The sequence below is a fragment of the Xenorhabdus sp. KK7.4 genome (assembly GCF_963876465.1).
GTDB lineage: Bacteria > Pseudomonadota > Gammaproteobacteria > Enterobacterales > Enterobacteriaceae > Xenorhabdus > Xenorhabdus stockiae.
Window position 1 is genome coordinate 39,370 of sequence record NZ_CAWNQF010000069.1, and the last position, 22,216, is coordinate 61,585.

At 47.1% G+C, this 22,216-nt stretch carries 32 protein-coding genes; 3 read left to right on the forward strand and 29 right to left on the reverse strand.

Annotated elements, in window-relative coordinates:
* Positions 1-10 precede the first annotated feature (10 nt).
* The 5 genes from AACS90_RS10130 to AACS90_RS10150 form a co-directional block, all read right to left on the reverse strand.
* Entirely contained in the window at positions 11-292 is a 282-nt protein-coding gene (locus AACS90_RS10130; protein WP_099122553.1) for a type II toxin-antitoxin system YafQ family toxin, read from the reverse strand.
* Complete coding sequence (locus AACS90_RS10135; RefSeq protein ID WP_099122554.1) at positions 279-542, reverse strand: type II toxin-antitoxin system RelB/DinJ family antitoxin; 264 nt, start codon at positions 540-542, stop codon at positions 279-281. Before AACS90_RS10135 ends, AACS90_RS10130 begins: the two co-directional genes overlap by 14 nt.
* A gap of 162 nt (positions 543-704) precedes the next feature.
* The gene (locus tag AACS90_RS10140) at positions 705-1,079 is read right to left on the reverse strand and encodes a helix-turn-helix domain-containing protein (protein WP_099122555.1); all 375 of its coding nucleotides are present in this window, start codon (positions 1,077-1,079) and stop codon (positions 705-707) included.
* 56 nt (positions 1,080-1,135) lie between these two features.
* Complete coding sequence (locus AACS90_RS10145) at positions 1,136-4,564, reverse strand: tape measure protein (protein ID WP_099122556.1); 3,429 nt, start codon at positions 4,562-4,564, stop codon at positions 1,136-1,138.
* 205 nt (positions 4,565-4,769) lie between these two features.
* Positions 4,770-5,186, reverse strand: a complete 417-nt coding sequence (locus tag AACS90_RS10150; RefSeq protein WP_193757233.1) for a hypothetical protein — start codon at positions 5,184-5,186, stop codon at positions 4,770-4,772.
* A 148-nt stretch (positions 5,187-5,334) separates the two neighbouring features.
* Between AACS90_RS10150 and AACS90_RS10155 the strand changes: the two genes are divergently transcribed.
* Positions 5,335-5,805: a hypothetical protein gene (locus AACS90_RS10155; RefSeq protein WP_099122558.1), complete on the forward strand. Its 471-nt coding sequence runs from the start codon at positions 5,335-5,337 to the stop codon at positions 5,803-5,805.
* A gap of 36 nt (positions 5,806-5,841) precedes the next feature.
* Here the strand turns inward: AACS90_RS10155 and AACS90_RS10160 are convergent, their stop codons facing one another.
* Genes AACS90_RS10160 through AACS90_RS10170 form a run of 3 tightly spaced genes read right to left on the reverse strand, consistent with a single transcriptional unit; the run spans position 5,842 to position 6,957 of the window.
* Positions 5,842-6,060, reverse strand: coding sequence for a hypothetical protein (locus tag AACS90_RS10160; RefSeq protein ID WP_099122559.1), 219 nt, complete (start codon positions 6,058-6,060; stop codon positions 5,842-5,844).
* Between the two features lie 47 nt (positions 6,061-6,107).
* The gene (locus tag AACS90_RS10165; protein ID WP_206601849.1) at positions 6,108-6,281 is read right to left on the reverse strand and encodes a hypothetical protein; all 174 of its coding nucleotides are present in this window, start codon (positions 6,279-6,281) and stop codon (positions 6,108-6,110) included.
* Between the two features lie 43 nt (positions 6,282-6,324).
* Positions 6,325-6,957, reverse strand: coding sequence for a hypothetical protein (locus tag AACS90_RS10170; protein WP_099122560.1), 633 nt, complete (start codon positions 6,955-6,957; stop codon positions 6,325-6,327).
* 161 nt (positions 6,958-7,118) lie between these two features.
* On the opposite strand from AACS90_RS10170, the gene AACS90_RS10175 reads away from it, so the two are divergent.
* Positions 7,119-7,301: a helix-turn-helix domain-containing protein gene (locus AACS90_RS10175; protein ID WP_099122611.1), complete on the forward strand. Its 183-nt coding sequence runs from the start codon at positions 7,119-7,121 to the stop codon at positions 7,299-7,301.
* 52 nt (positions 7,302-7,353) lie between these two features.
* Here the strand turns inward: AACS90_RS10175 and AACS90_RS10180 are convergent, their stop codons facing one another.
* The 21 genes from AACS90_RS10180 to AACS90_RS10280 all read right to left on the reverse strand — a co-directional run bounded on the left by AACS90_RS10180 (position 7,354) and on the right by AACS90_RS10280 (position 21,796).
* Positions 7,354-7,920, reverse strand: a complete 567-nt coding sequence (locus AACS90_RS10180; RefSeq protein ID WP_241538273.1) for a phage antirepressor N-terminal domain-containing protein — start codon at positions 7,918-7,920, stop codon at positions 7,354-7,356.
* A 297-nt stretch (positions 7,921-8,217) separates the two neighbouring features.
* Positions 8,218-8,904, reverse strand: a complete 687-nt coding sequence (locus AACS90_RS10185; RefSeq protein WP_099122561.1) for a DUF6246 family protein — start codon at positions 8,902-8,904, stop codon at positions 8,218-8,220.
* A 64-nt stretch (positions 8,905-8,968) separates the two neighbouring features.
* Positions 8,969-9,487 (reverse strand): hypothetical protein, encoded by a 519-nt coding sequence (locus tag AACS90_RS10190; protein ID WP_228863080.1) that lies wholly within the window; start codon positions 9,485-9,487, stop codon positions 8,969-8,971.
* Between the two features lie 51 nt (positions 9,488-9,538).
* Positions 9,539-9,910 carry a phage tail termination protein gene (locus tag AACS90_RS10195; protein WP_193757234.1) on the reverse strand — a complete coding sequence of 124 codons (372 nt, stop codon included), beginning with the start codon at positions 9,908-9,910 and terminating at the stop codon, positions 9,539-9,541.
* Positions 9,910-10,278, reverse strand: a complete 369-nt coding sequence (locus AACS90_RS10200; protein WP_099122563.1) for a hypothetical protein — start codon at positions 10,276-10,278, stop codon at positions 9,910-9,912. The genes AACS90_RS10195 and AACS90_RS10200 overlap by 1 nt, the downstream gene beginning before the upstream one ends.
* Before the next feature lies 1 nt (position 10,279).
* Positions 10,280-10,627 carry a hypothetical protein gene (locus tag AACS90_RS10205; RefSeq protein ID WP_099122564.1) on the reverse strand — a complete coding sequence of 116 codons (348 nt, stop codon included), beginning with the start codon at positions 10,625-10,627 and terminating at the stop codon, positions 10,280-10,282.
* Positions 10,628-10,629: 2 nt separating this feature from the next.
* On the reverse strand, positions 10,630-10,998 hold the full coding sequence (locus AACS90_RS10210) for a DUF7370 family protein (RefSeq protein WP_099122565.1): 369 nt from the start codon (positions 10,996-10,998) through the stop codon (positions 10,630-10,632).
* Positions 10,976-11,227 carry a hypothetical protein gene (locus tag AACS90_RS10215; RefSeq protein WP_099122566.1) on the reverse strand — a complete coding sequence of 84 codons (252 nt, stop codon included), beginning with the start codon at positions 11,225-11,227 and terminating at the stop codon, positions 10,976-10,978. Before AACS90_RS10215 ends, AACS90_RS10210 begins: the two co-directional genes overlap by 23 nt.
* Positions 11,228-11,236: 9 nt before the next feature.
* Complete coding sequence (locus AACS90_RS10220) at positions 11,237-12,328, reverse strand: major capsid protein (protein WP_099122567.1); 1,092 nt, start codon at positions 12,326-12,328, stop codon at positions 11,237-11,239.
* 11 nt (positions 12,329-12,339) lie between these two features.
* Positions 12,340-12,768 carry a hypothetical protein gene (locus tag AACS90_RS10225; protein ID WP_099122568.1) on the reverse strand — a complete coding sequence of 143 codons (429 nt, stop codon included), beginning with the start codon at positions 12,766-12,768 and terminating at the stop codon, positions 12,340-12,342.
* A 5-nt stretch (positions 12,769-12,773) separates the two neighbouring features.
* A complete protein-coding gene (locus tag AACS90_RS10230) occupies positions 12,774-14,147 on the reverse strand; it encodes a DUF2213 domain-containing protein (RefSeq protein WP_099122569.1) in 1,374 nt (457 codons plus the stop codon).
* 20 nt (positions 14,148-14,167) lie between these two features.
* A complete protein-coding gene (locus AACS90_RS10235) occupies positions 14,168-15,136 on the reverse strand; it encodes a phage minor head protein (protein ID WP_241538274.1) in 969 nt (322 codons plus the stop codon).
* Positions 15,093-16,520, reverse strand: coding sequence for an anti-CBASS protein Acb1 family protein (locus AACS90_RS10240; RefSeq protein ID WP_099122570.1), 1,428 nt, complete (start codon positions 16,518-16,520; stop codon positions 15,093-15,095). Before AACS90_RS10240 ends, AACS90_RS10235 begins: the two co-directional genes overlap by 44 nt.
* 12 nt (positions 16,521-16,532) lie before the next feature.
* The gene (locus AACS90_RS10245; protein ID WP_099122571.1) at positions 16,533-18,005 is read right to left on the reverse strand and encodes a terminase; all 1,473 of its coding nucleotides are present in this window, start codon (positions 18,003-18,005) and stop codon (positions 16,533-16,535) included.
* Between the two features lies 1 nt (position 18,006).
* Complete coding sequence (locus tag AACS90_RS10250) at positions 18,007-18,519, reverse strand: terminase small subunit (RefSeq protein ID WP_099122572.1); 513 nt, start codon at positions 18,517-18,519, stop codon at positions 18,007-18,009.
* A 48-nt stretch (positions 18,520-18,567) separates the two neighbouring features.
* Positions 18,568-19,086, reverse strand: coding sequence for a hypothetical protein (locus AACS90_RS10255; protein ID WP_099122573.1), 519 nt, complete (start codon positions 19,084-19,086; stop codon positions 18,568-18,570).
* Positions 19,087-19,265: 179 nt separating this feature from the next.
* Positions 19,266-19,811, reverse strand: a complete 546-nt coding sequence (locus AACS90_RS10260; RefSeq protein ID WP_099122574.1) for a KilA-N domain-containing protein — start codon at positions 19,809-19,811, stop codon at positions 19,266-19,268.
* Between the two features lie 592 nt (positions 19,812-20,403).
* A complete protein-coding gene (locus AACS90_RS10265) occupies positions 20,404-20,631 on the reverse strand; it encodes an Acb2/Tad1 domain-containing protein (protein ID WP_099112017.1) in 228 nt (75 codons plus the stop codon).
* A complete protein-coding gene (locus AACS90_RS10270; protein WP_099122575.1) occupies positions 20,612-21,085 on the reverse strand; it encodes a lysis protein in 474 nt (157 codons plus the stop codon). Before AACS90_RS10270 ends, AACS90_RS10265 begins: the two co-directional genes overlap by 20 nt.
* Positions 21,082-21,483, reverse strand: coding sequence for a structural protein (locus AACS90_RS10275; protein ID WP_099122576.1), 402 nt, complete (start codon positions 21,481-21,483; stop codon positions 21,082-21,084). The genes AACS90_RS10270 and AACS90_RS10275 overlap by 4 nt, the downstream gene beginning before the upstream one ends.
* Positions 21,464-21,796, reverse strand: coding sequence for a phage holin, lambda family (locus tag AACS90_RS10280; protein WP_193757239.1), 333 nt, complete (start codon positions 21,794-21,796; stop codon positions 21,464-21,466). Before AACS90_RS10280 ends, AACS90_RS10275 begins: the two co-directional genes overlap by 20 nt.
* Positions 21,797-21,965: 169 nt before the next feature.
* Here AACS90_RS10280 and AACS90_RS10285 point away from each other — a divergent pair, with 169 nt between their 5' ends.
* Complete coding sequence (locus tag AACS90_RS10285; protein ID WP_099122578.1) at positions 21,966-22,208, forward strand: hypothetical protein; 243 nt, start codon at positions 21,966-21,968, stop codon at positions 22,206-22,208.
* Positions 22,209-22,216 lie beyond the last annotated feature (8 nt).

Below are 22,216 nucleotides of genomic sequence, written 5' to 3' on the forward strand. Positions count from 1 at the left end.
ATCAAAAAGATTACAAACTAAGCTCTGAATGAGAACCAAGACGGACGAGCGTTAACGTTTCTTCATTCGGCTTTTCGTAAATCAACACCAAATCGGGTTTTACATGACAATCCCGAAAGCCTTTCAAATCACCCGATAACGGATGATCCCGGTGTCGTGGTTCCAAAGGTATATCAGCCAGAAGTAGAGATAAGACAGCCTGAAGGTCAGCATCCAGTGTTGCACTGTGCCGACCTTTCTTCTCGCGCTTATAGTCGCGTCTGAACTGACTCGTGTATTCAGGCGTCCGCATTGAGATCACGGAACAGGGTATCGAGATCAGCCGCCTTTGTGACATTGCCCGCACGCGCATCCCGCATGGCTGCAATCGTCGTTTCGTTTGGCACTAAAGGTTCGAATGGCAATGTCTTTTCCCGCGCCACTCGCGTTAACATCATGCGAACCGCATCTGATACCGTCAATCCCATTGCCGCCAAAACAGCCGCCGCCTCTTCTTTAATCTCACCGTCAATACGGGCTTGCACTAATCGATTTGTCGCCATAATAAACCCCCTTATTGAATTACAATGTAATTCAATTGTATTTCAATAAAGGCTTACCCTCAACTTTAATGAACAAAAATCAGACAAATTGTTATCTTGTTGACACAAAAAACCCGCCGAAACGGGTTTGTGTCATTACGTATTCATAGAAAGGGATTGCAGTTAATCCGGTGTTAATTGTGTTGGCCTACATTCATACAATGCCGCCAGTTTTTCCAATGTCACCTGACGGGGGCGTTCTGCTTTTTCAAACTGGGAAACGGCAGCTTGCTTTACGCCCAATTTTTCCGCCAATTCGGTTTGTGACAAACCACGATAGATACGCCATGCCGCATGAAGGGTAATTTCCTCATCCACCATGATACTGATGATTTCATGAGGGATGGTTTCATCGTCATGAGGGCCTTTGGTGTAAGGGATGCTGACATAATCTTCATCACGATCTGCCGCAGCCAGTAAGCGTTCATACTCCGCAATAGGCAATACTACCGCTAGCTTGTTGCCGTTCTCATCTGTAATAAACTGGATACCAGCCATATTATCTCCAATATTGTGTTAACCCTGACATTAAACAACAGGTGATTGAGATGGCGCTACTGATTCAGCATACCGCCCGGCCTACTCTCATCGGTCAATACATCATAGATGGTCTTTCTGACCATGCCTGACATCATCCGCGCATCCTGCTCAGAGAAGTTACCCTGTGTCTGGACATGAAAGGCAATATGGATACTGCCCACAGAAGTGCCACCGCCGCCCTTGCCCATCTCCCGGTTACTGACCACCTTGCCCCTGTCACCCGGTATCATGTACTGGTGACCATTATTGGCTTTGAATATCTCCGGCTTATTGTTTTCCCCAATCCGGTATGCGCCGTTCGGACTGACTGGCCCACCATTTTTACGCGCGCCCAATAAAGCAATCATGGCAGGCACTGCGGCTGTCATAGCTGCCATCCCGACAGTCGCCGCCGTCCCCATTGTCGCCACACTGGTTGCTGCCGCAGCCGGTGCCATTGCTGTGGTGATGGTCGCACCTGTAGCAACAGACGATGCCGCCGCAACTTTGTTAGCAGCTACCCCCATCATCATATTCTTGATTTGCTGCATGCCCATCTGAACCAGTGCGGAGACCGCTTCATTGGTGATGGTTAAGGCCAGATTGCGCATGGCTTCATCGGCGGTCTGAGTACCGGTTAACAGCCCGGTGATGGCATTGGCGGAACGTTGCCCTAATGCTTCCATCGAATCCCCCAGAAATTGATACATTTCATTCTGGCCTTTCCATTGTTCCCATCGGGCGTTGGTCAGGTCTTCTTGGTATTTCTTTTCAATAGCGGCTCTGGCGGCCTCGGCTTGTTCCTTAAGCTCAGTATGCTGTTGCTCAAACTGCTTGATAGCCTCTATCTTCCTGTCATGCTCATTAATGAGGTTTTGTACTGGGTCGAATTCCCCAAGCTCTTTCATGGCAGGTGATACGGCCTCATTGACTTTGCGTTGTCGTTCCTCTTCTGCGGCTTTATCCTTAATCGCTTTCATCTGTTCTTGGAACGTTTTTTCGTCGATAAGGTGCTTATCGTACATCCTCGTGAGATCATCTTCTTCTTTCTTACGAAGCGCTGCAGAATGCGTTGCAACATCAAGTTCAGAGGCTTTAATCTTGTCGTTTTTTTCCTGATTAGCCAGCCAAATTTTTGCAGCAAGATCTTCCGCTGCTTTTATCTGAGCTTCACTAGAGCCCTCTGGCATCGCCTGACGAGCATCATATTTAGCCATTTCAAGGCTGTTTTCTTCATAGCCCGTATTGAGGCGTTCGAGTTCTTCGCGCTGGCGTTTAAGTGAGCCTTCAATCTGTTGAGAGCGATTTCTTGCCTCTTCCGCCGCCTTTTTAGCCGCAGATTCTGCCTCCTGTTCAGCCTTTTTCCGTTTGCTATCCTCTTCCTCAATTTCGTATTTTTTAACCACCAAATTGACAAGCTGTTCGGTATCTTCAGGACTTGCGCCAGCATCTTCAGCATCAAATTCAGCTTGTTGCTTCAGTTTGCCTTTTTCATCCGGTATTGAGGCAATTTTCACTTGACGCTCGGCCTTTTTAATCATGGCCTCCATTTTCTTATTGACCTCTTCTGTATCGCCACCAACAGATTTAATCGCAATACCAAGGCTGCCAAGTTTAGTTTTTATTAACTCAACAACTTCCCCGTAAGTTTTCCCGGCGTTCTCCCATTCTTTAACATTATTGGGGATTTCTTTTTTACCCTGCTCATAAATGAGCTTATTGGTTTCCTCTATCTTTTTGTTGCTGATGTCGGACATGATTGCCGAATCTGCTTTGGCTTTATTCAGTTCTCTTGTTGTGCGTACATTTTCAGCCTTAGCTTGCGTTAGCGCCTCTTGTGCTTGTTTCTCTTCTTCCGCAACGGCTTTCTCAGCTTGATCCATATCAAGCCCGTTATACATGTGAGTAGCAATTCTGATGGTTCTTTGTTTAGGGTCTTTGAGCCTATCGAGTTCCTTCTGTAACTCATCCACTTTTTGCGCTGCATTTTTGGCGTCAGTTTCCATCTGCTTGATGGATTTATTCATTTTATCAACTTCAGCAGCAACCTCTTCTGCGCTCAAATCTTTGAGTTTTTCTTTAACATCGCCCAAGTTTTTCGCGTATTCCCTCGCACCGTCTGATGCTTGTTTGGTTTTCTCATACATGTAGTAAAAGACCCCTGCGGCGATGGTGATAAGACCAAACCATCCCCCCACAAAAGCGAATGCATTACTCAGTAGCCGTAATCCTACTGATGCTTTTGCAGCAGTAGCGCCAACAGCGGCAGTAGCAGCGGCTGCAGCTCTACCTGTAGTAATAGCTTTAAGTTCTGCCGCTACAAGAGCCTCCTTGCTCGCTATAAGCGCATTTGTTGCCACCGTTGCGGCATTGGTTCCTCTTGCGTGAACAAATTCAGCTTCTGCAAGCCGAAACGCAAGCGTTGCCTGATCCATGTCAGCGAGAGCTTTACGATTGGATGCAATGGCTGCACGCTCTGTTGCTAAGGCATTGGTATGAGCAGCAACAGTTTCAGCGTTAGTTGCCTGTACTGATGCCTGTACCGCTTTGACTTTATTTGCCAGTGCGCCATTGAATTTAGCGACAGCCGCCAATGCAACCATACCGATAGCGGTAGAAAAGGTATCCAGATTGCCGCTCAGTGTTACCAATGATTTATTGAATATATTCGCTGCCGTACTGACCTTACTGGACTCCCCCACGAACTTAGTGACGTTATTGTTAGCAACAACGAATGCTTGTTCTATTGTCGAAGTGGTTTTAGCGAATTCCTTGGAAATTTTATCTGCACTCGCCTTCATTGCGGCAATGATTATTTTAGAGGTCAGTTTACCTTGCGCTGCCATTTCCTTTAACTGACCAATATCTTTACCCAGATGATCCGCAATAGCTTGCATTATCCTGATACCGTTTTCACTGACGGAGTTGAATTCCTCACCACGTAGCGCACCCGCCGCCAAAGCCTGTGATAACTGAATCAGTACACTTGATGATTCTGCCGCAGTAGCACCGGAGACAATAAGAGCTTTATTTATCGTCTCGGTCATATCACCCAGTTCTTTAGCACTCATATTTAATGATCGGGTCGCTTTTTCCAGACGTCCGTATAATGTGGCAGTTGCTTCCAGACTCGTTCTGGTTCTTTGGGCAATATCGAAGACACGCGTAGTCACTTCATTAAGTTCTTCGTGTGCTTTCTTGGAGTTAACTAATTTGTTATTAACGCTAGTCCAGGCATCCGCATAACCTGCAATTTGACGCACATAAAGCGCCGAAATTAAGCTTGCCGCTACTGCAGATAATGATGACATGGAAGAGTTAAGCCTTCTCGTTGCTATATCCGCTCTCCCCATGCTTCGCTCCAGATCATTCATTCTGCTATTTACCTGATGCTGCGCTGTCAACAGTTGGGCTACGTCCATTTGCACCTGATAAACGATATTACCTACGCGAACTTCTGCCATTTTCTAGCTCCTGAAAAAAGAAAACCCCGCCGAAGCGAGGTTATGATTAGTTAGTGATGATATGGTTATAGGCAATTCTTATAATATGCCGATTGGCAACGCGATCATGCTTTCAATGTGGTATCCATATTGTCTGGCTATTCCAGTGACAATTTCTCTTGGCATCTCCGTTCTACCAGTAAATGTATCCGTTTTATTAAGACACCTATCTAGTTGAAACAAACACAAACAAAATAAATAAAAATAATATGCCAGCACCTATCCATTTACCTATGTTTTCGACAGTAGCCATATCCTTATCTATTTTTTGATTAATTTCATTTGCTTTGCTACTTAATTGCTGAGCCATTATATTTAGCTCTTGGGTTAGAACTTCATAGATATCTGTTCTTGCTTCTATAGGTTCATTTAATAAAAAAATATCCAGAACATCTAAGTAATCCATAGATGCCTGCATTTCATCAGCGCCATTAGCAACAGCTTTGTCTATGAATTCTTTTCGAAATAACAATAGCTCTCGTATTTTGTCCCGGCTCGCTTTATAAATTACATCTCCATTATTAGTGACGATGCTCTTATAGTAATCGGTAGGTTCTCCCGATATTGATACTTCTGACATCATAATCCCTCATCATTAAATTTTACTCATGATACCAATCAATTAGAGCAAAATAACGCAAAATGATATGAGTAAACAGGGAAACGGAACTACACACATCCAATTTTAATGTGATAACGTAACCTAATGAATTCACAAGACGTAATTAGAAATGGATCACAAAACTATTAAAGGCAGAATTAAAGCTATAGATTGGAGTTCCTTCAATATTGCCGGAGGAGCAGCCAAATCTGTACCCGAACATTTAATGCAATTGCTATCTGATGATATTGATGAAGCAAAAAAAGCTATTTTTCAATTGGACTGGGGATTATGTCACCAGCATATCTCAATCTCTTCTACGGCACTTCCTGCTTTACCTTTCTTGTTAGAAATGATTGGTCATACAAAAGAAAACATTTCCATTGAGATATTAGATCTGATATCTGGATTATCTGACTGCATTAAACACATTCCTGATTACACAGACCCTACCCCTGATTATGTCTTCGAGATACAAAAAATCCTTATCTCAAAAATTCCACGTTTTGAGCGACTATCCAAGCACAAAAATAAAGATATTGCCTTCTACTCCTCAGAAATAATCAAAGATTTAACCCAATCAAAAGATACGGCTAGATAGTAGAGACGGAAAACCCGCACTAGGCGGGTTGGTATACTAATCTGTATATTTGGCTCTATCACGAATTTCCTTGATGCCCATACCGAATACATCACGGCTATTCCCACACATCCAGCAGGAGCATAAGCAAGGCGTTACATAGCAAATACCCGCCGATACCTTATCTGAATCTCCGTCAGCATTATGATATTGCTGACGCTTTGCTTTTAAGCGATACATATGATGTCGTCTGACAGAACGATTTCTTACTTCCATAAATGAACCCTCGTAATTGTTGCGCGACCGCATGGTTATGCAGCCGCTTAATCGGGAGTTCTGAATGAGTTGTTTTTCTCATAATAGGTTGCTTGGTGGCTAATGCTTTTTACTCTCACTGCTTCAACAGTCGCCTCACGCGAGGGAACCCGTTTATCTTCAATGATTTCATTCATCTGGATCATGCTTTCAGTGAGTCTGGAAAATAAATTTTTATCCATTGTTACACCTATTTTAAGCACGAAAAACCCGTTCGGTGACGGGTTAATTATTCGGTAGTACTATTTTCGATATGATGGCTAATCGGTGTGGGTGATGCTCTTCACTTCCCCATAACCAAGATTGATAGTCACCAACTTCATCCTGATTAGATATTTGTCTAACTTCACCACTCATTACATCATAACCGTAGACATATAGGTTATATTCCAACGCTTCATACATCCTGCCTTGCCAGAATGACATTCCTTCATGCGTCTGATTAACATCAGAAATTATCACGTCATAACTTTTAATCAGATAATGGAAAAATACTTTTGAAGCGAAACCATTAAGCGCTCCATTATGCTTAGGTTTCTTTGTTCGCCAAAGTAACACTTGAGATACTGGCCTGCACTTCAACTCTACATCATCAGTTATTATGACTTTGTTGTAATAAACAACTTCATGTGTAACATCACACAATAAAGCTAACTCAAAATGAGGCTTATTTATGTTCAATCGCTTATCGACCCTAATAAGCCGATAGCCTGGAGGTAGAATTAATTCATCAACGTCTTTTACGATCTCATGAGCCAGTGGAGCAAGAGCATCATACAGATCGCTATTGCGCTTAGACTCATTCAGGTGACTGAAGTCAGCAGCAATTTTATCTATATTTTTAAGATGCAATGGCATTTAGCCTCCCAACCCAAAGATTCAAACTCAGCCCATAGATAAATATAACTGAGGTAATATTAGACTCTTTGAACCGAGGGTTCAACAACCTAGACTGTGTTTTATTTGTTCCATTTATGGTTAAAATGTATCAATGTGATGCCGTATATATGGAGCAAACAGTGAATATTAAGCCCATCAAAACAGAGCTGGATTATCAGGAAGCATTGAAGGCAATAGCACCATTGTTTGATAATCCACCTGAAATGGGTACACCTGAATTCGATTATATGGAAGTCATGGTGTTACTGATTGAAGCCTATGAAGCAGAGCATTATCCCATTACTCCACCAGATACTCCCTGAATAAAACCCTGTAATAGCGTTCAAATAACTGTCTGCCGTTCTTGGCTTGAAATCAAAGTATGTGCTCGGGCAGTGAAATCATTTTTTCGATGCTATATCCATATTTCCTAGCAACTCCGCTCACAATGCCTTCTGGGGTATCCACTCCGCCTGTAAAGATGTTCGTTTTCTTGAGATGATGATCATAAACTTCCAGCTTAACGAGGTATCTACAGCTAGTCGGCTGAGGCTTTGCCTGCTCTTTCCTTTTTGCTTCATTCACAACCCAGTAAACCTGAAGCACATCATCACACTCTTCCTGATACCAGATAACGTTATCCCTGATAGCCGCTTTCACTTTATTGGAGTTGATCATAGCCAACCAGCCAGCAAGTTCATCAAGCGCAAGGCAGCTCATTATTCTCAGGCCCTGCTTAGTCAGTATTGGGATTTTCTCTACACTGGCCTGAATGCGTGTTTTCAGCTTTGTGCACTGCGAGGCCCAACTCAGCCCCATTCCTTCGGTAATTGGTTTCAGCGGTACATATGGCACACCGTTATAATTCACGATAAAGAGATCTGCGCCATAAAATGGAACGTTGATTATTGGACTGCTTTCCTTAACTGTTACAATGCTCACATCTGGGTTCCTAATTAATACTGGACAATTCAGAAGCCCCTGACTACGGCTATAGTTAGGGGCTTCGTCATTTCGATAGGACGCTATTAATTGCGTGATTGTCACATTTTGTAAAGAAAGTTAACTTTAAATTGCGATACACCTCGAATAATCAACTATTTGTACACAAATAAGGGGTATTTACTTCTTTTTATCACTGAAAATCATTAATAGGTTAGCGAATTCTATCAAAACCCCATCATTAGCCTTTCAATAACAATTATTTTTCAAGGCGTTATAGGCTGAAGCTCTTTTTGATTATTTCATACTCACCAGTCTGCGTTTACCACTGAGCAGATCACGGGTACGTTTATCATCCGCCGCAATCACCGCATCGTATTCTTCACGGGTAAAGCCTTTTTCATCCGGGAATTTGGCTTTCAGCATCATCTGGAACTCGGTCATGGTTAACCGTTCCGCTTCCTCACGCGACATACCAAAATGCGTCCGCGCCGCATTGATATATTCCATCGCGTTAAATTGGTCAGAATAGGCTTCTGTTCCTTCATGGCGCTGGAGTTTTCGGAGCTTCACTTTACCCATCACACCGTGGGTGATCAGCTCTTTGGCTATGGGAATAATATCCTTAACCGGCATACTGCCCGAACGATACACCATGCCTTTTTGCCCGGGTCGCCATTCACCGATGAGCGCGTCGATATCCTCTGCACAACATGCCTGTATCACGGACATCGCCGTGGACAACACCGGGCGACCAAACACGGGTTTTCCCATCAGTGTGATTAACCAGTCAGGGAGTGTGCCGTAAGCCAACATTGCCCGCTGAATGAGTGCCTGTGCCTTTGCGCCGTTCAGCACCGTATAGGCTTCCACGATCTGCCGGGGTGTGCCCAGACGGGTCATGGCAGCGAATGAGGGACTGAGTGAAAAATCTTTTTTTTCCGTGGAGATCACCATCTCCCCGATTTCAAGCATGAGTGTCATAAAGCCTCCTGAATATGATCAAGGGCACTGCATCAGCACCCTTTGTAATATCAAGGAACGACGGTTATCCCGCTTTGGGGAGTTTTACCGGCACTTCTTCAATCAACCAGTCCACCGAGTCGGCATCACTGACCTTTAACTCACCCGAATAGGTGGCAATCTCATTCGCGCCAAACTGAGATGACCAGGAGGTGAACACCATATAGCCCTGCAGCACGAAGGCATGATCGCCTGTGAAATCCATCTGCACCCAATAGGCCGGCTGGCGACCGGCCTGCACTTCTTGCGGAATTTCCTTCAACAAACGCAACGGGCCGAAGTCGTCTTTCTTATCCTGTTTGCGGTATTCCCCGTCAAAGCTGATGGTTAAGTCCATACTGGTGACGACACTTTCGACCAGCCCTTTTGAATCATCGGCTTCAGAAGTCAGGGTGTTGGGTGACAGGTCGAAGGATTTGGTGGTCAGCGCCCCAAGTCGTAAAAAATCAGATTGTTTCGGCGCGGTGTCAGGGCACCCTTTAGCAATACGAATAATGGCATGACGACCAATCAGTTTATTGGTCTCTACCGGGCAATTTGCCATGTGAATAACCTCTTATCATAAAAATAAAAAAGGCCGCGCAAGGCGACCTGATTAGGATGTACAGCGAAAGAGTAGCCGGATGACATACCGGTTCTCCTGAGTAGGAATGGGGGTGGTCAGGCCGCCGAGATTAAAGACACCATTCAGGCACTCATCATCAGGATGGGCCGCGACATAATTCAGAATGTCCTGTGCGCGCTGGATAACCGGCTGGGGATTGTTCTGCCCACTGACCAGAATGACCTGCACATGGTCATCAGCGCCTAAATCATCCAACCGACCTGTGCCGCCCGCGGGTTGGAACACCATATATTGGGCCTGACCACCATCCCCTTTCTGCTCAATCCAATTGAGCATCTGGATTTTAAAACCATCAGTGAGTTCAGCCTTTGCCAGATAATGGCGGAAGTGTTCAAAGACCATCAGAGTTTCAGCTCCTGCGCAACCGCGTTATCGATTTCCCGCCGCATCTCATCAAAGCCGGATTTCAGAAAGGCTTTCTTCGCCGTAGCCCGGCGAAAATCCTGCTTCACATTGGGGTCATGGACATAGACGGCATAGTTTGCCGAATAACCCACGCGTCCTGTGAGTCGTACACCATCAAAGCGCACATCACGGAACTGGGAGTTAATCAGCGTGGCAGTATCAATCGGGGTATACAGTGCGGCCTGTGTACTGCCGATATACAGCGCCTTATACACAGCACGCACCACTTTGCGCCCCCGGATATCGCCAATCAGCGAATTAAGCCGGGACTGGGCTTCACGGATCCCCGTGACTTTGACGCCCATATCAAACTCCTGTCACTAAGATATAATCATCGGCAAGGCGCTCGAAGGTATCAGCATCAAACGTGACATATTGAATGGCGTTAGCCCCTGCTGCAATCGGGTCTGGGTGGGAGGATTCACCTATCAGGATATAATCCCCGATGCTGGCCTCCGCAAACTCCGTCCAGAAGGTGTTTTTGGCAATCAGTTCAGTCCCGACACCGGATAGCTTGCTGGCGAGTCCGCCCTGATAATCACACCAGATGATTTTCGGCGCGTCATAACCGAGCGGGCTTCCGTATTCATCATTGCCCAACAGCTTCCAGAAGGTACAAGGGGCGGTATACGCCCAGTTAGCAATACTGCTCATCCTCACCCCACCACATCAAAGAAGCCGACCGATTGACTCTCCAGCGGCAAGCCAGACAAACAACCGGACGTATCCCACGTTCTCATCTGTTTAAGCAGATAATCCGTACCAGACGAGTCATAAGCAAATGAACGTGAAGCCCCAGAAGGCGCACTTTGTGAGGCAATTTTTCTGGCCCCGGATAAAGAAGCCAGACGCACAGTGGCATAGATAAGCAGTAACTTTTGTAGTTGTTCAGCATAGCCCTGCGCCACCATGCATCCGGCGGTTTCATTGACCTGATTCAGCAGCAGTTCGAGCACAGCATCAGGCAGAGTAAACCCCAGCTCGGCGATCATCGGCCTGATGTCATTCAGCGTTATCGTCACCATCGGGTTTATCCTTCTTCCCTTTGCCTTTGGGTGGTTTTTCTGGGTCAGACTCAGGAGGATGGTGGGGTGTAGCCACTGCAAACACTCTGTCCTCAATGAATTCGACCAGCCCAATCTGTGCCCAGCGTTTCGCTGTCATCGGATCCACTTCCACCACATCACCCACCGCCAGATTCTGGAGGCTGGCCCCCGAAAACAGATTACCCGCAATCACTTTCACCCGTGCCATAACTGCTCCTTAGCCTTTCGCGAACAAGATGCCGTGCTGGTTGTTGATATCGGTCTTGACCATCAGGCCAGCCGCACCCCATGTGCGCCACACATAGTCAGAGTTGTAGTGTGGACGCGGATCCGCGACCGTACCGAACGCCTGCCCCACGATAGGGGCAATCACACCCGCACCCAGTGGCACGACCATGATTTCATTGCCTTTCAGTTCAAAATCTTCTTTGATGGCTTTGATACCGGTCAGCTTCTGTACTTCTTCCAGTACGGTACGGGTCGCATTCACATCAAAGTAAATCTTCTCCCAGTGAGACAGGATGTCTCCGGAGACATACCACGTCTGCTCGGCGTACATGTTGTTTTTCAGGCGCAAAGTGTCACGCAGGGCAATGGCCCCTTCGCGGATAGATTTTGCCTCGGCTTGGGTGAAATCAATGTTCAGACCACCGGCTCCCAAATCCACCATGCCCACACGTTCATCGGCTTTCAGGCCCTTCCACGTCTTGCCGTCAAACTGAATGTAGTTGCCCTCTTCATCACGGAAGCCGTTAAAGACGTAATCCATGTACTGACGACGCACATTCTCAACCGAACCGCGTTGCGCATCGGCCAGTGATGCCAGTGCTGAACCTTTGTTGAAAATCGGGTCACGCCACTGGAATTTGAAGCCGGAATCATGGATAGGCACCATCGTGCCATCAAAAGAATACGTCCGCGCATCCAGTGCCGCACCAATCTGACCGCTCATAGAGGTATGTGCCCAGCCTTTACCACCGGTGCGGGCGTACTCATATACCGACTCTTCCAGACGCACCGAACGGGACAGTGGCATCAGGTCATTTAACAGGGTGAATTCGGTGTTCGGCTCAAATTCGGCCAGTACCGTCTGGTCATAGGTGCGATACAGACGGCGGATATCGTCGATAGCATTGACTGCATCCAGTGTTGGTGTGTTAGCCGCATCCCCTCGCCAGCGGGTACGGGCAACAAAATCAGCCACGGCCTGCGCCGAAGCATTACGGGCCGCTTCGAGTTCACGGAACTGCATTTGGTTGACGTCAAGGTTTCCGGTTTCGGTGGCCTTTTTAGTTGAAAATACCAGCATTGACTCTCTCCTTATTTAAAAACCACGCGAACCAGATCGCCCGCTTTTGCTGTGATGGTGTCTTCTTCGATATAGGCAAAGACGGTAAGACCTTCACCTGCCGTTGTGATTTGGCCTTCTGCGACGGCCACGGCCCGCCCCTTTTTGTACGTTCCGGTAGTGGCCCGAAGATTCAGGAACATGCCTGCCATCGGCTGCATACCCACAACTACCTCACCGGCCTTAATGGGATCATCCACCGTCTGGCAGCGCAGGTAATCGATATTGGCGACATACAGCAGGGCCGCTTCTTTGCCGTCCGCTGAGGCGTGGAATTTGCCTTTCTCAAAATAACCAATCGTGCCGGGCAGCGTATCGACGGCTGCCGCCCCTTCTCTGTTCAGCATCGGGTTAGGGAATAAACCGCCCGCATGAATAACGCGTTTTCCATTTTTTGCCATGTTGATTACTCCGGCATTGAGGTGAAAGATTCAGTAGGGGTGTGGGTAAAGGCGGAGTTCAGTCCCATTGAGAACTGACACTGGGCATACAGACCATCGAGGGCTGCGCCATCTAATGCGTTAACCGCCAGATCATCCAGACCGAATTTGGCTTTGACTGCCGCACGTTTGTCAGCTTTTTCTTTGTCCGCATTGGCGGTCAGACCAGACTCAATCGCCGTGAGTTTCTCCACAAAAGGTTTAAACCATTCCGGGGGCTGAGCCGCGTTATTGGCGGCTTGCCTCGCTTTCTCATCGTCTTCTTTCTTTTGGCTGTCCTGCGCCTGCTTTTCTTTCTCTTTAAGCGAGTTATAAGCAGACAGCAGTTCCTCGTCGGATTTGCCGTCTGTGGCTTGATTCGCCGCTTTCAGGGCATTAATGATCATCTCTTTCATCGGGTTGTGTTCCTTATTGGTGTTGACTGCTTCGTATTCCGTGGGTTTGCGTACCACTTCCACAGATTCCCCCACGAATTCGGCGGTGCCGTCATCGTTCATGAGGTATTTTTGCTGGTAGGTTTTACCGGTGTGGTAATAGATGAATTTGTCCGGCCACACCGTTTCCGGGTAAGGCCAGTCATCCTCGGTGTAAGTCGTTTTTAACTTCGCTCTCAGGGCAGCATAAATGTCGTCAAAGGAGAAATTGGCGGCGTTGCTAAAGAAGAACTTCGTCTTATCAATCAGCCTCTCCTGAGTGCAATTGGCGGCATCAGACAGATTGACCTGTTCGACTTCAAGACACTCACCGTCAGCGTTCACAAACATCCCCACGCCTTCTTCCGGTGTCGCGGCCCCCGGCTCACTGACAGGGAGCACGGCGATGTGGTCAAAGTGCATATTCCGGGCAATCCAGCTATACGCCTTGCCTTTTGACTTGCCCTTATTCTGTTCCCGCTGGAGCAATAATCCGGTGGACACATGGATAGGATCGGTACTGTTCCCCGCGATAATGTCATCCACACGGGATAAGAACTCCTTTCCCTTATCTGAGGATCCGGCAAATCGCCGGTTAACCTTCACATCCATCATCACCCGGTCACCGTCTTTGCGGACATTCTCCGCCCAGGCGCCGATATGAAACTGATTTACCGCACGGGGCATATCAGCCGAAATATACTGACCATCAATGTTGGGGTGTCCGTAAGGCACCTGTTTCCCCTCCATTGACTGATAGCTTTTGTTAATCTCACTGGCGGGATATAATCCTCCGTTCATCACAACATCATCCACGACAGGCACCACGCCACGAATGACGATATGTGCATCACCATCAAGGGTCTCTGTTGCGATATTGGCGGAGTTTAAGGCCAGTGACTTAATATGAATTCCAAAGGATCCCATGCTGTCACCTTGTTGAATGGTTACTGAGTTGAATTGCCTTGCCAGCTTTGGCGTTCTTCGTCCAGTCGTGCGGTCAGGCCGGTGTTATACAATTTATCGTCCTCGTCCAGCACGACGGGCTGTTGCGCACAGTAGCAGCGGTAGCGATTACCGTTTTTGGCATAGAATTCCTCGACTTCCTGTTGGGTGTAGAGTTTTCCGTGCCGGACTGCATGCCATTGTCGGGTCGTCGGTTTCAGGGCTGATAACCACAGCAGCCGGGTATTTAACCCTAACCGCGCTTTGGCCCATGCCATTTCGTTCCAGTTGGCCTGCCGCAATGCGCCAAGCTGCTCTGTCTGGGCAATGTTTTTCGCCCGACTCATCGACACATCAAGACGTTTGCTGATAATGGTTGCCGTCTCTTTGGGGTTAATCCCTCGCGCAATCGCCTCCGCAATCACATGGGATAAATCTGCCCTTGCCGCATCAGATAGCCCTTTCCAGTCGCTGTAGGTGGAGACGAGCGCCACCGCCACCTGATTCTGATAAGCAGGCATGGATAACAGCGCTGAAAGCGTGGTGTGCTGGGCATAGACAGCGGACTGCGCCGACAGATTGGTATAAGCGTTTACAGTGCCGCGCTGGTACGCCTGCGCCACATACTCGAAAACCCAGAGCTGGTCTTGACCGCCTGCCAGCAGATAGTCGTCCAGAATGAGTTGTATCTGCTCAAGCAATAAGGCCAGCTCAGCGGCTGACAGGTCATAGATAAAACTGCCCGCATTGACCTGATAGAGTGTATTGCCATGCAGGGTATGCGATAACCCGGCATTGTCTGCCTGTGCTCTACCGGTTAAGTGCAGATTAAAGAGCTGTCTGAGGGCCTTTTTGATGTCGTAGTATCGCTGTTCGATATCCCGGAACATCTTGTTGACGGGGCGGTATGACTGGGTAGGGTCGCGTTTATTTCTCGGTATGATCGGGGTTCCGATTCGGTTTCTGCTCATCAGTCAGCGGATCTCCTGCTGCGCCCTGGGGTTCAGGCTCGTCTTCTAGTGGCTCCAGCTCACCCACGGTACGAATTTCATTGGCGGTAAATATCGGAGTGCCAAATGCCTGCTGGGTTTTCAGGGCCGCTTCTGCCATCTTAATCATATTGTCGATCTTCTCCTGCTCACTGGCGGCGAGCATGTCAGACCATGCAATAGTGACCTCGCCAGAACCGGGCGGTGTGATCACGCCAATCTCCCACAATCGTCGTAGCAACCGGGTAATATACTGGGTCAGAAATCCCCAACGGCGACCATTCAGGCGGACTTTCCATGTGGTATCGTCTTTGTCACCGGCTAACTTTCCGGTTTGTGTGCCAAACAGCACGGTAAACGGCACTTGCACAGACGCACAAAACTCACGGGTCGTCACTTCCCATGTGGGTGTGGGGTCGCCCGGCGTGACTGATAAGACATTCAGCTTGCCTGCCTGCATCACAGCGGCTGAGTCCGTTCCCCGATTGAGCTTACTGATTTTATCTTCCAGTGCGGCACCCAGATCGGGATAACCCGCCTGAATCGCTGCCGTAGTGATATCGTGTAAATTCGTTTCTTTATCAAACTCCACACCAATCTGACGGGAGGCATTCTTCAGGAAGCCTTCTGAGCTGCCTCCGGACACTTTTTCAATATCCAGCAGTTTGTTATAGCCTGCCCGAAGTAACGGCGTACCGGAAAAGATATCGCCATCCTCCGCCCCTTCACACAAGATAATGACGCGGGAGGGATGGATCGCCAGTTGCTTGGCGGGCCCCTGAACATCAACCTGACCGACCGGACGTTCATCAAAGTTAAACATCGTCGGCTGTCCGTAATTCTCTGAGTTGATATCCGAATCCCATTCCGCCACGGTAAGCTGAGATTCCCAGACCGGGATCAGGTTAACCAGTGCCTCCGTTTTTAACCGGGACACCACTGCGGTATCAATCGGCTCATGCCATGCCTGATTATCCTTCACCTGAATCAGCAATGCGGAGTAATGCCCAATCATATTACGGCGGTCAGCCTCTTTGATTTTCGCCCAGAACGGTTTGAGCAGCTTGGTGACCTCCCTTTCCCATGCACTGGTGACGCTGGATTCTTTCTTCTCCTCGCCCTCAATCAGAGTCGGGTTATCCTGCCAGCAGCCATCCAGTAGACGATGCACCGCCGCATGTGCCACGGCATGACGTTCATAGGCGTTGTAGTACTCACGAAAGGTGAGCCGTTCAGGGTAGCCAAACTCCGCGTAAATATTGGTGCGCTTGGTATTGCCACTGACACCGCCTGACACATACAGCCTCCGTTTAGCCAGCGTATCCGCCAGACTGTTGACCAGAAATTCTGTTTTGCTTTCATTCACGAAAGACGCTCCTTAAAAGAAAAAGGCACCGACTGCCTTGCGGTTATTCTTAGCCACTGCAAAATAACGGAAGCTATCAGCACCGTGTGACGTGAAGTCATGCAAGGGTTTATCTTTCCAGCAACCGCGTTTGTCATCCCACTCTTTACGGTAGCTTTCCAGATGGGAGATGCCTTCACTGCATTTCTCCTCGTCAAAGACGCACTTGGGCAGTATTTCACGCACAGACTCGATACCGGTATCTACCGCCACTTTCGGCACAACCCTGAAGATAAGCGAATAACGCTGACCATCGATTTCATACCCTTCCCGCGCCAGTTCCCGGCGTGATTTCGCATCCGAACCAAATTCCCGGTTATCGATATCATGGGGTCCCCAGTGTTCGCCGTAGGTGTAACCCTTGCCTTTCAGCACCTTCATATAGTGCCGTAGCCCTTCACCTGAATTCTCGTAGTAGTCGATAACGTGGAATTCTCCCCCGACTTCACGCACAAACCAGATAGCCGTGGAATCCCCGACACCGATATCCCAGAACGTATGGACAGGCAGATGGGAATTATCCGGTAATTTGCCAATGCGTTTGTTTTCATACAGCCAGCGGAACTGCTTGGCGTAATAAGCACCTTCAACCGATTGCTGGAAAGCTTCAGCGGGGAGCGAGGGATATTCCCGCTTCATGTCATCACCCAGCGTCTTCTCTTTGGCGAGATACCACGCCTGCTGGCGTTCGGTCAGGGTGATGCTGTGTTTTGCTTTCAGTTCAGCGAAGTAATCAGCCAATCGCTGCGGTGTGGGCTCGACCGGATCAATGGCATACAGCGGGTTTTTCCACCATGAGAAGAAAAAGAATTTCCAGTCAAGGTTAGAGAGTCGTTTGCCTTGTATCAGGGCTTTCTCCGCCATCTGACAGTAGTCAAAGAAATAACCTGCCCGCCCTTCTGCCGTGCTCTCAATCGTGGTGAAACAATCCGTTGATACCGCCTCAAATGCTCCGGTGACAATTTCACGCGCTTTGTCGGGGAACTTGGCGCAAATCTTGCCGAACTCGGACACATGCAGATAACGCAATGTCCCCCCACGAAACGACGTGGAGACATATAGCGATCCGCCTTTTTGAAAGACCAGCTCTCCTGCCGCATCGTTACTGGCCGGATTCGCCGCCTTAATCTCGTCAGGCAATCGGTCGTAAGCATATTTGACCTTTTCCCGAAACAGGCGCTTGGCATCATTTAAGGTATGCGCAATCAGGGCACATCGGGCGGATTCGAATAACGCCGCATCGAGCTGGATAATGCAGACTTCGGTGGTAAACCCCAATTGACGGGCTTTGAGAATGATGTTACGGGTGTGAATGCCTTCGAAATACTCCAACTGCTCTGGGGTCATGTTGAATCTGACCGGACGGCCCTCTTTGTTGGTTATCCAGTAGAGATTGTTGAGTCGCCAGAGCTTATCGCGCAGTAACGCTAAATGTGCCGGCTTCATGCTATCCCTTAGACAGTTCGTCCATCAGATCAGACAGTGTACCAACAACATCGTGTTCTTTTTTCACCTGCTCACGGAAAGCCTGAACACTGATATGCTTGCCAAGCAACTCAAGGTTCTTCACCTTATCCGGCCACTTGATTTTCTTGAGTAACGCAGCCGTATCCTGTGAGCCCACTTCAAGGACTTCCAGACCAGATAAAGTGGTGCGCCACACTTTGGGCCAGTCTTTGACGGGCTTGAGTTCACCGCCATCTGTGAGAATATCGAGCACATCCATCTGGTCGATTTCAACCAGCCGTTTTAATACATAAGTCGCGTTGATCCCGACTTCTTCATTACGGTCTGCTTTGAGTTCGGCAATACGTGCCTGGATATCAGGTTTTGACAAGTTCTCAGATGCAGTACGGTTTGCAGTCTTCTCGCTGTACCCCGCACGAATAGCCGCTTGTGTCGCGTTCAAATCAACGAGGTACTCGCGACAAAACATTTCTTGTTTGTCGGTGAGTGCCATTTTTTTTCCTATAAAGCAAAAAACCACCCGAAGGTGGTTATTGTCATATTAGATATCTTTTTCCAACTTTCTACGAGTTAGCTCCTGCACTACTTTACCAAAATCTGGATCTGTATAAACTAAAGCTGTGTATTCTTTCCCTCGTTCTACATTTAACTCGATTCTTACTGTGTCTCCATCAAAACCCATAAATACATTGCCACCATTTCTTTTCACGTTATCAATCTCTTCCTGCGATGGCATTGATGATGGCGTTCCATATTTTCTCTCTAAGGATCCCTTTAGTGGTAATACTCGACTATCCATAATGATATCTAATCTTTTAAATTTTCCATTTAAAAAAAGTGCCGTTGCGCCATGCTTCTTGTCAGCAAATAAAAAATCAGTACATAAATAAAATGTAACTTCCTTCATTTGAGGAAAATTTCCTACTTTTTCAAAGTTACACAATTTTTTCGAAAGAAATTCTTTTTCTGCTATACCAAATTTTGCATCTTTATACCCGTCAACTGCCATAGCACCAAAGCTAACCATTCCTAGTACAAGCATAACTATCAATTTTTTCATGTTATCTCCTTTTATTTTAGGTAATGATAACAATTAAATGCTCTACAGACCTCTATCACCCCCATTTATGGGTATTTTATAAAATTTTGTGGCATTGAAATAAACGAAATATTTCGCTGAGTGCTAAGTCAAAGTGACAACCTTAATCATCGCCATTTTTACTCATAAAATCAGTCAACTCAATTTTGAGGAGGCATTGACTGAACCCCCGGTAAGAATGGCTGAACCTGCTCAATCATGCGTTCGCGGGCAGCAAGCAGTAACTGCTTTCTCCCTCCCGCGCCCCAGTGACTCATTTTGCGAGCACAAGCACTGATATCCCTTGTCTCTGCTTCAATGGTCAGATCTAAGCGATTCAGACGGGCCATGACATCAAACTCGTTCCGGACAGCATCACGGAAGGTGTTATAAACCCGAATTTCAAATTCAGGTTTAAGCCAAGCCGCATATCTGATGACTAATAACTCAACACCCCATATTCCCGGATTAACACCGCCATTGTTAATCCTAACTGGTTGATTTTGTTCCAGAGGACTTTTTTGTCCTTTGGTCAGTACCTCTATAAATCTCCTGACCTGAGCACTTCGAATAAATTTGCTCGGCTTTTGAGATTCGGTTGCTTCTCCGTTAGCAACTGCAGCAGCATGTAAGTCATTGAGGTTATAACGTCCTTCATTATCGACACGAACTGAGATGCCATTAATAGCGACTGTTGGGTATTTCATTATGTGGTTTCCTATAGAAAGTGAACCTGTTAGCACAGAAAATCCGCCCCAAGAACACCACATAATTAACGGTTTTCTCAGATTCACTTTCTGTAGGTTCTTGGATTAGATAGGCGCGTGCTAATGCGCGAAATTCAGATACAAAAGCCACCACGATATGTGATGGCTCGGGGTATTCCTTTAACCACTCAGGGAATAGGTAAAGAAATATTGGGTTTAGTTTCAGTTGATAACTAATTGTTAAGCATTATTCGCTTGATGTTGCAGTGTGATGGGTTTATCAGGTTGTGTGGTAGTAATGCTGTAAACGATGCGGGTAATAACTATGAGAAAATATCTTCTTTACCTAATAGCTGGCTCAACGCTTTTAACTTCAACGCCAACCTATTCTGCGACTTGCTCGATGTTTACCCCAGGCAGCTCAGCATGGAGTAGCTGTTTAGTTCAATGTACAACGGTACACCCGGGAGTATGGAATTACATATTGTGCTTATAATAAAACGAAGTAGGACGGCACTCCCACCGTCCTCTCACTTACACTGCGTCCTCACATACTCCTGCAACCCCGAATTATTTGTTCTGAGGTAGCTACTCAGAATGTAGTTGGTTGAGCCACAGCACGAACCCAGCACATGATTCCCTTTTGCAGATCAGTCCGACCTTCAAGCAACCAACGCATATCAACATTTGTGTTGGGTTTTACGAGATGATCATAAAGTTGACCTATTTCCTCACCTAGTGCCTTAATCTTGTTCATGCAATCAATTTCATCTTGGGATAATTCACGGTAACCAGTGATTTTACGGTGTTGATTTTCCATTATTTCCTCTGCATTCAGTGTTGATATAGTCTTGTAAATACTCAGTCTGCTGCCTGTTTTCCGCCATCATTCTGAGGAGATCGTAATAATCTTGTTTAGCTGATTCTGTAAGTTGTGGGGTTCCTGCATCGCCCACGCTGCCGGAGGAAGCGGTTTCAGACACAGGACAGCTGGCTTTGATGCGCAGCTTGCGACGACCAGCGGCAACATCAGCCCGAAGAGTGTTGATTTCAGTCTTGGCATTGGCGAGTTCCTGAGTGTGGGTCTTGTCCAGCTCTGCGAGGTGTTTAATTTGCTCTTGCTGCTTATTTATCGCAGTGAGTTGCGCTTGATACCTCTCATTCAGCTCTGTGTAGTCCTTACTTTTTTTCTGATACTGCCAGTAAGTTAAACTGAGCAGAGTAGATAGAAGAGCCAGCGCACCAATCATGAAAAGCTGGATGTTGAATTTCATAACAACTCAAACGCTCGTTCGAACGTCTCCATCGGATAAGGTTGCCTGCCGTTCTCATGCCGGATAATCGACTTAGCCAGCGCAATTAACGTGGGCTTATTAACGTCAATCCTCTCGAACTGGTCAACATTGAGCGCCTTAGCAACTCCATTAATATAAGCTGTCGTGTTATTCTCATTGGAAGGTGCCCAGCGATTAATCATCTTAGATACGCTGTTATGTCCGCCCTTGTGATAATTACACAGCAGTTTCATCAGTGCCCGAATGCCATACTCTGGCGACTCGAACCGACAGAACCGCTTCTCAATATTCGGGTTATGAGATAATAGACCTTGCCACTTGTTCACGGGGTTGTAATCAATATTGCCGGGATTATTGTTACGAATGCCTCTCGTCATTGTTGCCTCCCGCTTTCTTCTCCGCCGCCTTACGCAGCCATTGACCAATAAAGTCTGTCCCCAGATAGCCAATCACCACACTGCCGATGTAGGCCAAGTCAGGATTCAGGCCAAACAGATTTAATACATCACGAATGAACCAAGCGAACATGGCACACATAAAGGCATCAATTGACACCTTTAACCAGCCGCCGCCTTGATAACGGCCGCGAAGAAATGCCATTGTCCCGGCGAGGGTTGCCCCGATGCCTTGCTCTCTTATCGAGATGAGCCAGTCACCGAGATGTACCCAGATATCAGGATTTTCTTTCATTTTCATATTCCACCCCATTAGAACAATGGGCGTCCGTGGGGTGAAATAAGCTCGCCCCTGTGAGTAGGTTAAAAGTAATAAATTGATAGTTAAGGTATACTGTTAGATCAGCCAAATATTTACTAAACGAATAGAGGGATGGCTGACTACCTCAGTAAAAAGGACGCAAATGCTAGACCAAGAAACAGAATTCTATCTCAACCAAATTAAAGAAGAGATGAAAGGACAACAAACTGTAGTCCAGCTACTTATTCACCATATTCTTAAAAACTTAGAAAGCAAGCCCGGTTGTGAGAATTTCACTAATGAAGTTGTCGCGTCTTTAGAGGCATTAAAACAGCAAGTCTGGTCAGGAAAAGACGCTATTGATGCCGCTATTGCCTTAACAAAAGATCCAACAAAACATAGATGATACACTGC

Excerpts from the sequence above, each read along its gene's own strand:
- AACS90_RS10200 (WP_099122563.1), bottom strand. The coding sequence starts at position 10,278 with ATGGGCGTCAAAGTCACGGGGATCCGTGAAGCCCAGTCCCGGCTTAAT.
- AACS90_RS10250 (WP_099122572.1), bottom strand. The coding sequence starts at position 18,519 with ATGGCACTCACCGACAAACAAGAAATGTTTTGTCGCGAGTACCTCGTT.
- AACS90_RS10165 (WP_206601849.1), bottom strand. The coding sequence starts at position 6,281 with ATGGATAAAAATTTATTTTCCAGACTCACTGAAAGCATGATCCAGATG.
- AACS90_RS10235 (WP_241538274.1), bottom strand. The coding sequence starts at position 15,136 with ATGAGCAGAAACCGAATCGGAACCCCGATCATACCGAGAAATAAACGC.
- AACS90_RS10170 (WP_099122560.1), bottom strand. The coding sequence starts at position 6,957 with ATGCCATTGCATCTTAAAAATATAGATAAAATTGCTGCTGACTTCAGT.
- AACS90_RS10190 (WP_228863080.1), bottom strand. The coding sequence starts at position 9,487 with ATGGCAAATTGCCCGGTAGAGACCAATAAACTGATTGGTCGTCATGCC.
- AACS90_RS10135 (WP_099122554.1), bottom strand. The coding sequence starts at position 542 with ATGGCGACAAATCGATTAGTGCAAGCCCGTATTGACGGTGAGATTAAA.
- AACS90_RS10265 (WP_099112017.1), bottom strand. The coding sequence starts at position 20,631 with ATGGAAAATCAACACCGTAAAATCACTGGTTACCGTGAATTATCCCAA.
- AACS90_RS10225 (WP_099122568.1), bottom strand. The coding sequence starts at position 12,768 with ATGGCAAAAAATGGAAAACGCGTTATTCATGCGGGCGGTTTATTCCCT.
- AACS90_RS10280 (WP_193757239.1), bottom strand. The coding sequence starts at position 21,796 with ATGAAAGAAAATCCTGATATCTGGGTACATCTCGGTGACTGGCTCATC.
- AACS90_RS10140 (WP_099122555.1), bottom strand. The coding sequence starts at position 1,079 with ATGGCTGGTATCCAGTTTATTACAGATGAGAACGGCAACAAGCTAGCG.
- AACS90_RS10275 (WP_099122576.1), bottom strand. The coding sequence starts at position 21,483 with ATGACGAGAGGCATTCGTAACAATAATCCCGGCAATATTGATTACAAC.
- AACS90_RS10220 (WP_099122567.1), bottom strand. The coding sequence starts at position 12,328 with ATGCTGGTATTTTCAACTAAAAAGGCCACCGAAACCGGAAACCTTGAC.
- AACS90_RS10130 (WP_099122553.1), bottom strand. The coding sequence starts at position 292 with ATGCGGACGCCTGAATACACGAGTCAGTTCAGACGCGACTATAAGCGC.
- AACS90_RS10145 (WP_099122556.1), bottom strand. The coding sequence starts at position 4,564 with ATGGCAGAAGTTCGCGTAGGTAATATCGTTTATCAGGTGCAAATGGAC.
- AACS90_RS10210 (WP_099122565.1), bottom strand. The coding sequence starts at position 10,998 with ATGGTGACGATAACGCTGAATGACATCAGGCCGATGATCGCCGAGCTG.
- AACS90_RS10230 (WP_099122569.1), bottom strand. The coding sequence starts at position 14,147 with ATGGGATCCTTTGGAATTCATATTAAGTCACTGGCCTTAAACTCCGCC.
- AACS90_RS10150 (WP_193757233.1), bottom strand. The coding sequence starts at position 5,186 with ATGATGTCAGAAGTATCAATATCGGGAGAACCTACCGATTACTATAAG.
- AACS90_RS10255 (WP_099122573.1), bottom strand. The coding sequence starts at position 19,086 with ATGAAAAAATTGATAGTTATGCTTGTACTAGGAATGGTTAGCTTTGGT.
- AACS90_RS10260 (WP_099122574.1), bottom strand. The coding sequence starts at position 19,811 with ATGAAATACCCAACAGTCGCTATTAATGGCATCTCAGTTCGTGTCGAT.
- AACS90_RS10215 (WP_099122566.1), bottom strand. The coding sequence starts at position 11,227 with ATGGCACGGGTGAAAGTGATTGCGGGTAATCTGTTTTCGGGGGCCAGC.
- AACS90_RS10245 (WP_099122571.1), bottom strand. The coding sequence starts at position 18,005 with ATGAAGCCGGCACATTTAGCGTTACTGCGCGATAAGCTCTGGCGACTC.
- AACS90_RS10270 (WP_099122575.1), bottom strand. The coding sequence starts at position 21,085 with ATGAAATTCAACATCCAGCTTTTCATGATTGGTGCGCTGGCTCTTCTA.
- AACS90_RS10205 (WP_099122564.1), bottom strand. The coding sequence starts at position 10,627 with ATGAGCAGTATTGCTAACTGGGCGTATACCGCCCCTTGTACCTTCTGG.
- AACS90_RS10160 (WP_099122559.1), bottom strand. The coding sequence starts at position 6,060 with ATGGAAGTAAGAAATCGTTCTGTCAGACGACATCATATGTATCGCTTA.
- AACS90_RS10285 (WP_099122578.1), top strand. The coding sequence starts at position 21,966 with ATGCTAGACCAAGAAACAGAATTCTATCTCAACCAAATTAAAGAAGAG.
- AACS90_RS10195 (WP_193757234.1), bottom strand. The coding sequence starts at position 9,910 with ATGGTCTTTGAACACTTCCGCCATTATCTGGCAAAGGCTGAACTCACT.
- AACS90_RS10155 (WP_099122558.1), top strand. The coding sequence starts at position 5,335 with ATGGATCACAAAACTATTAAAGGCAGAATTAAAGCTATAGATTGGAGT.
- AACS90_RS10185 (WP_099122561.1), bottom strand. The coding sequence starts at position 8,904 with ATGACACTCATGCTTGAAATCGGGGAGATGGTGATCTCCACGGAAAAA.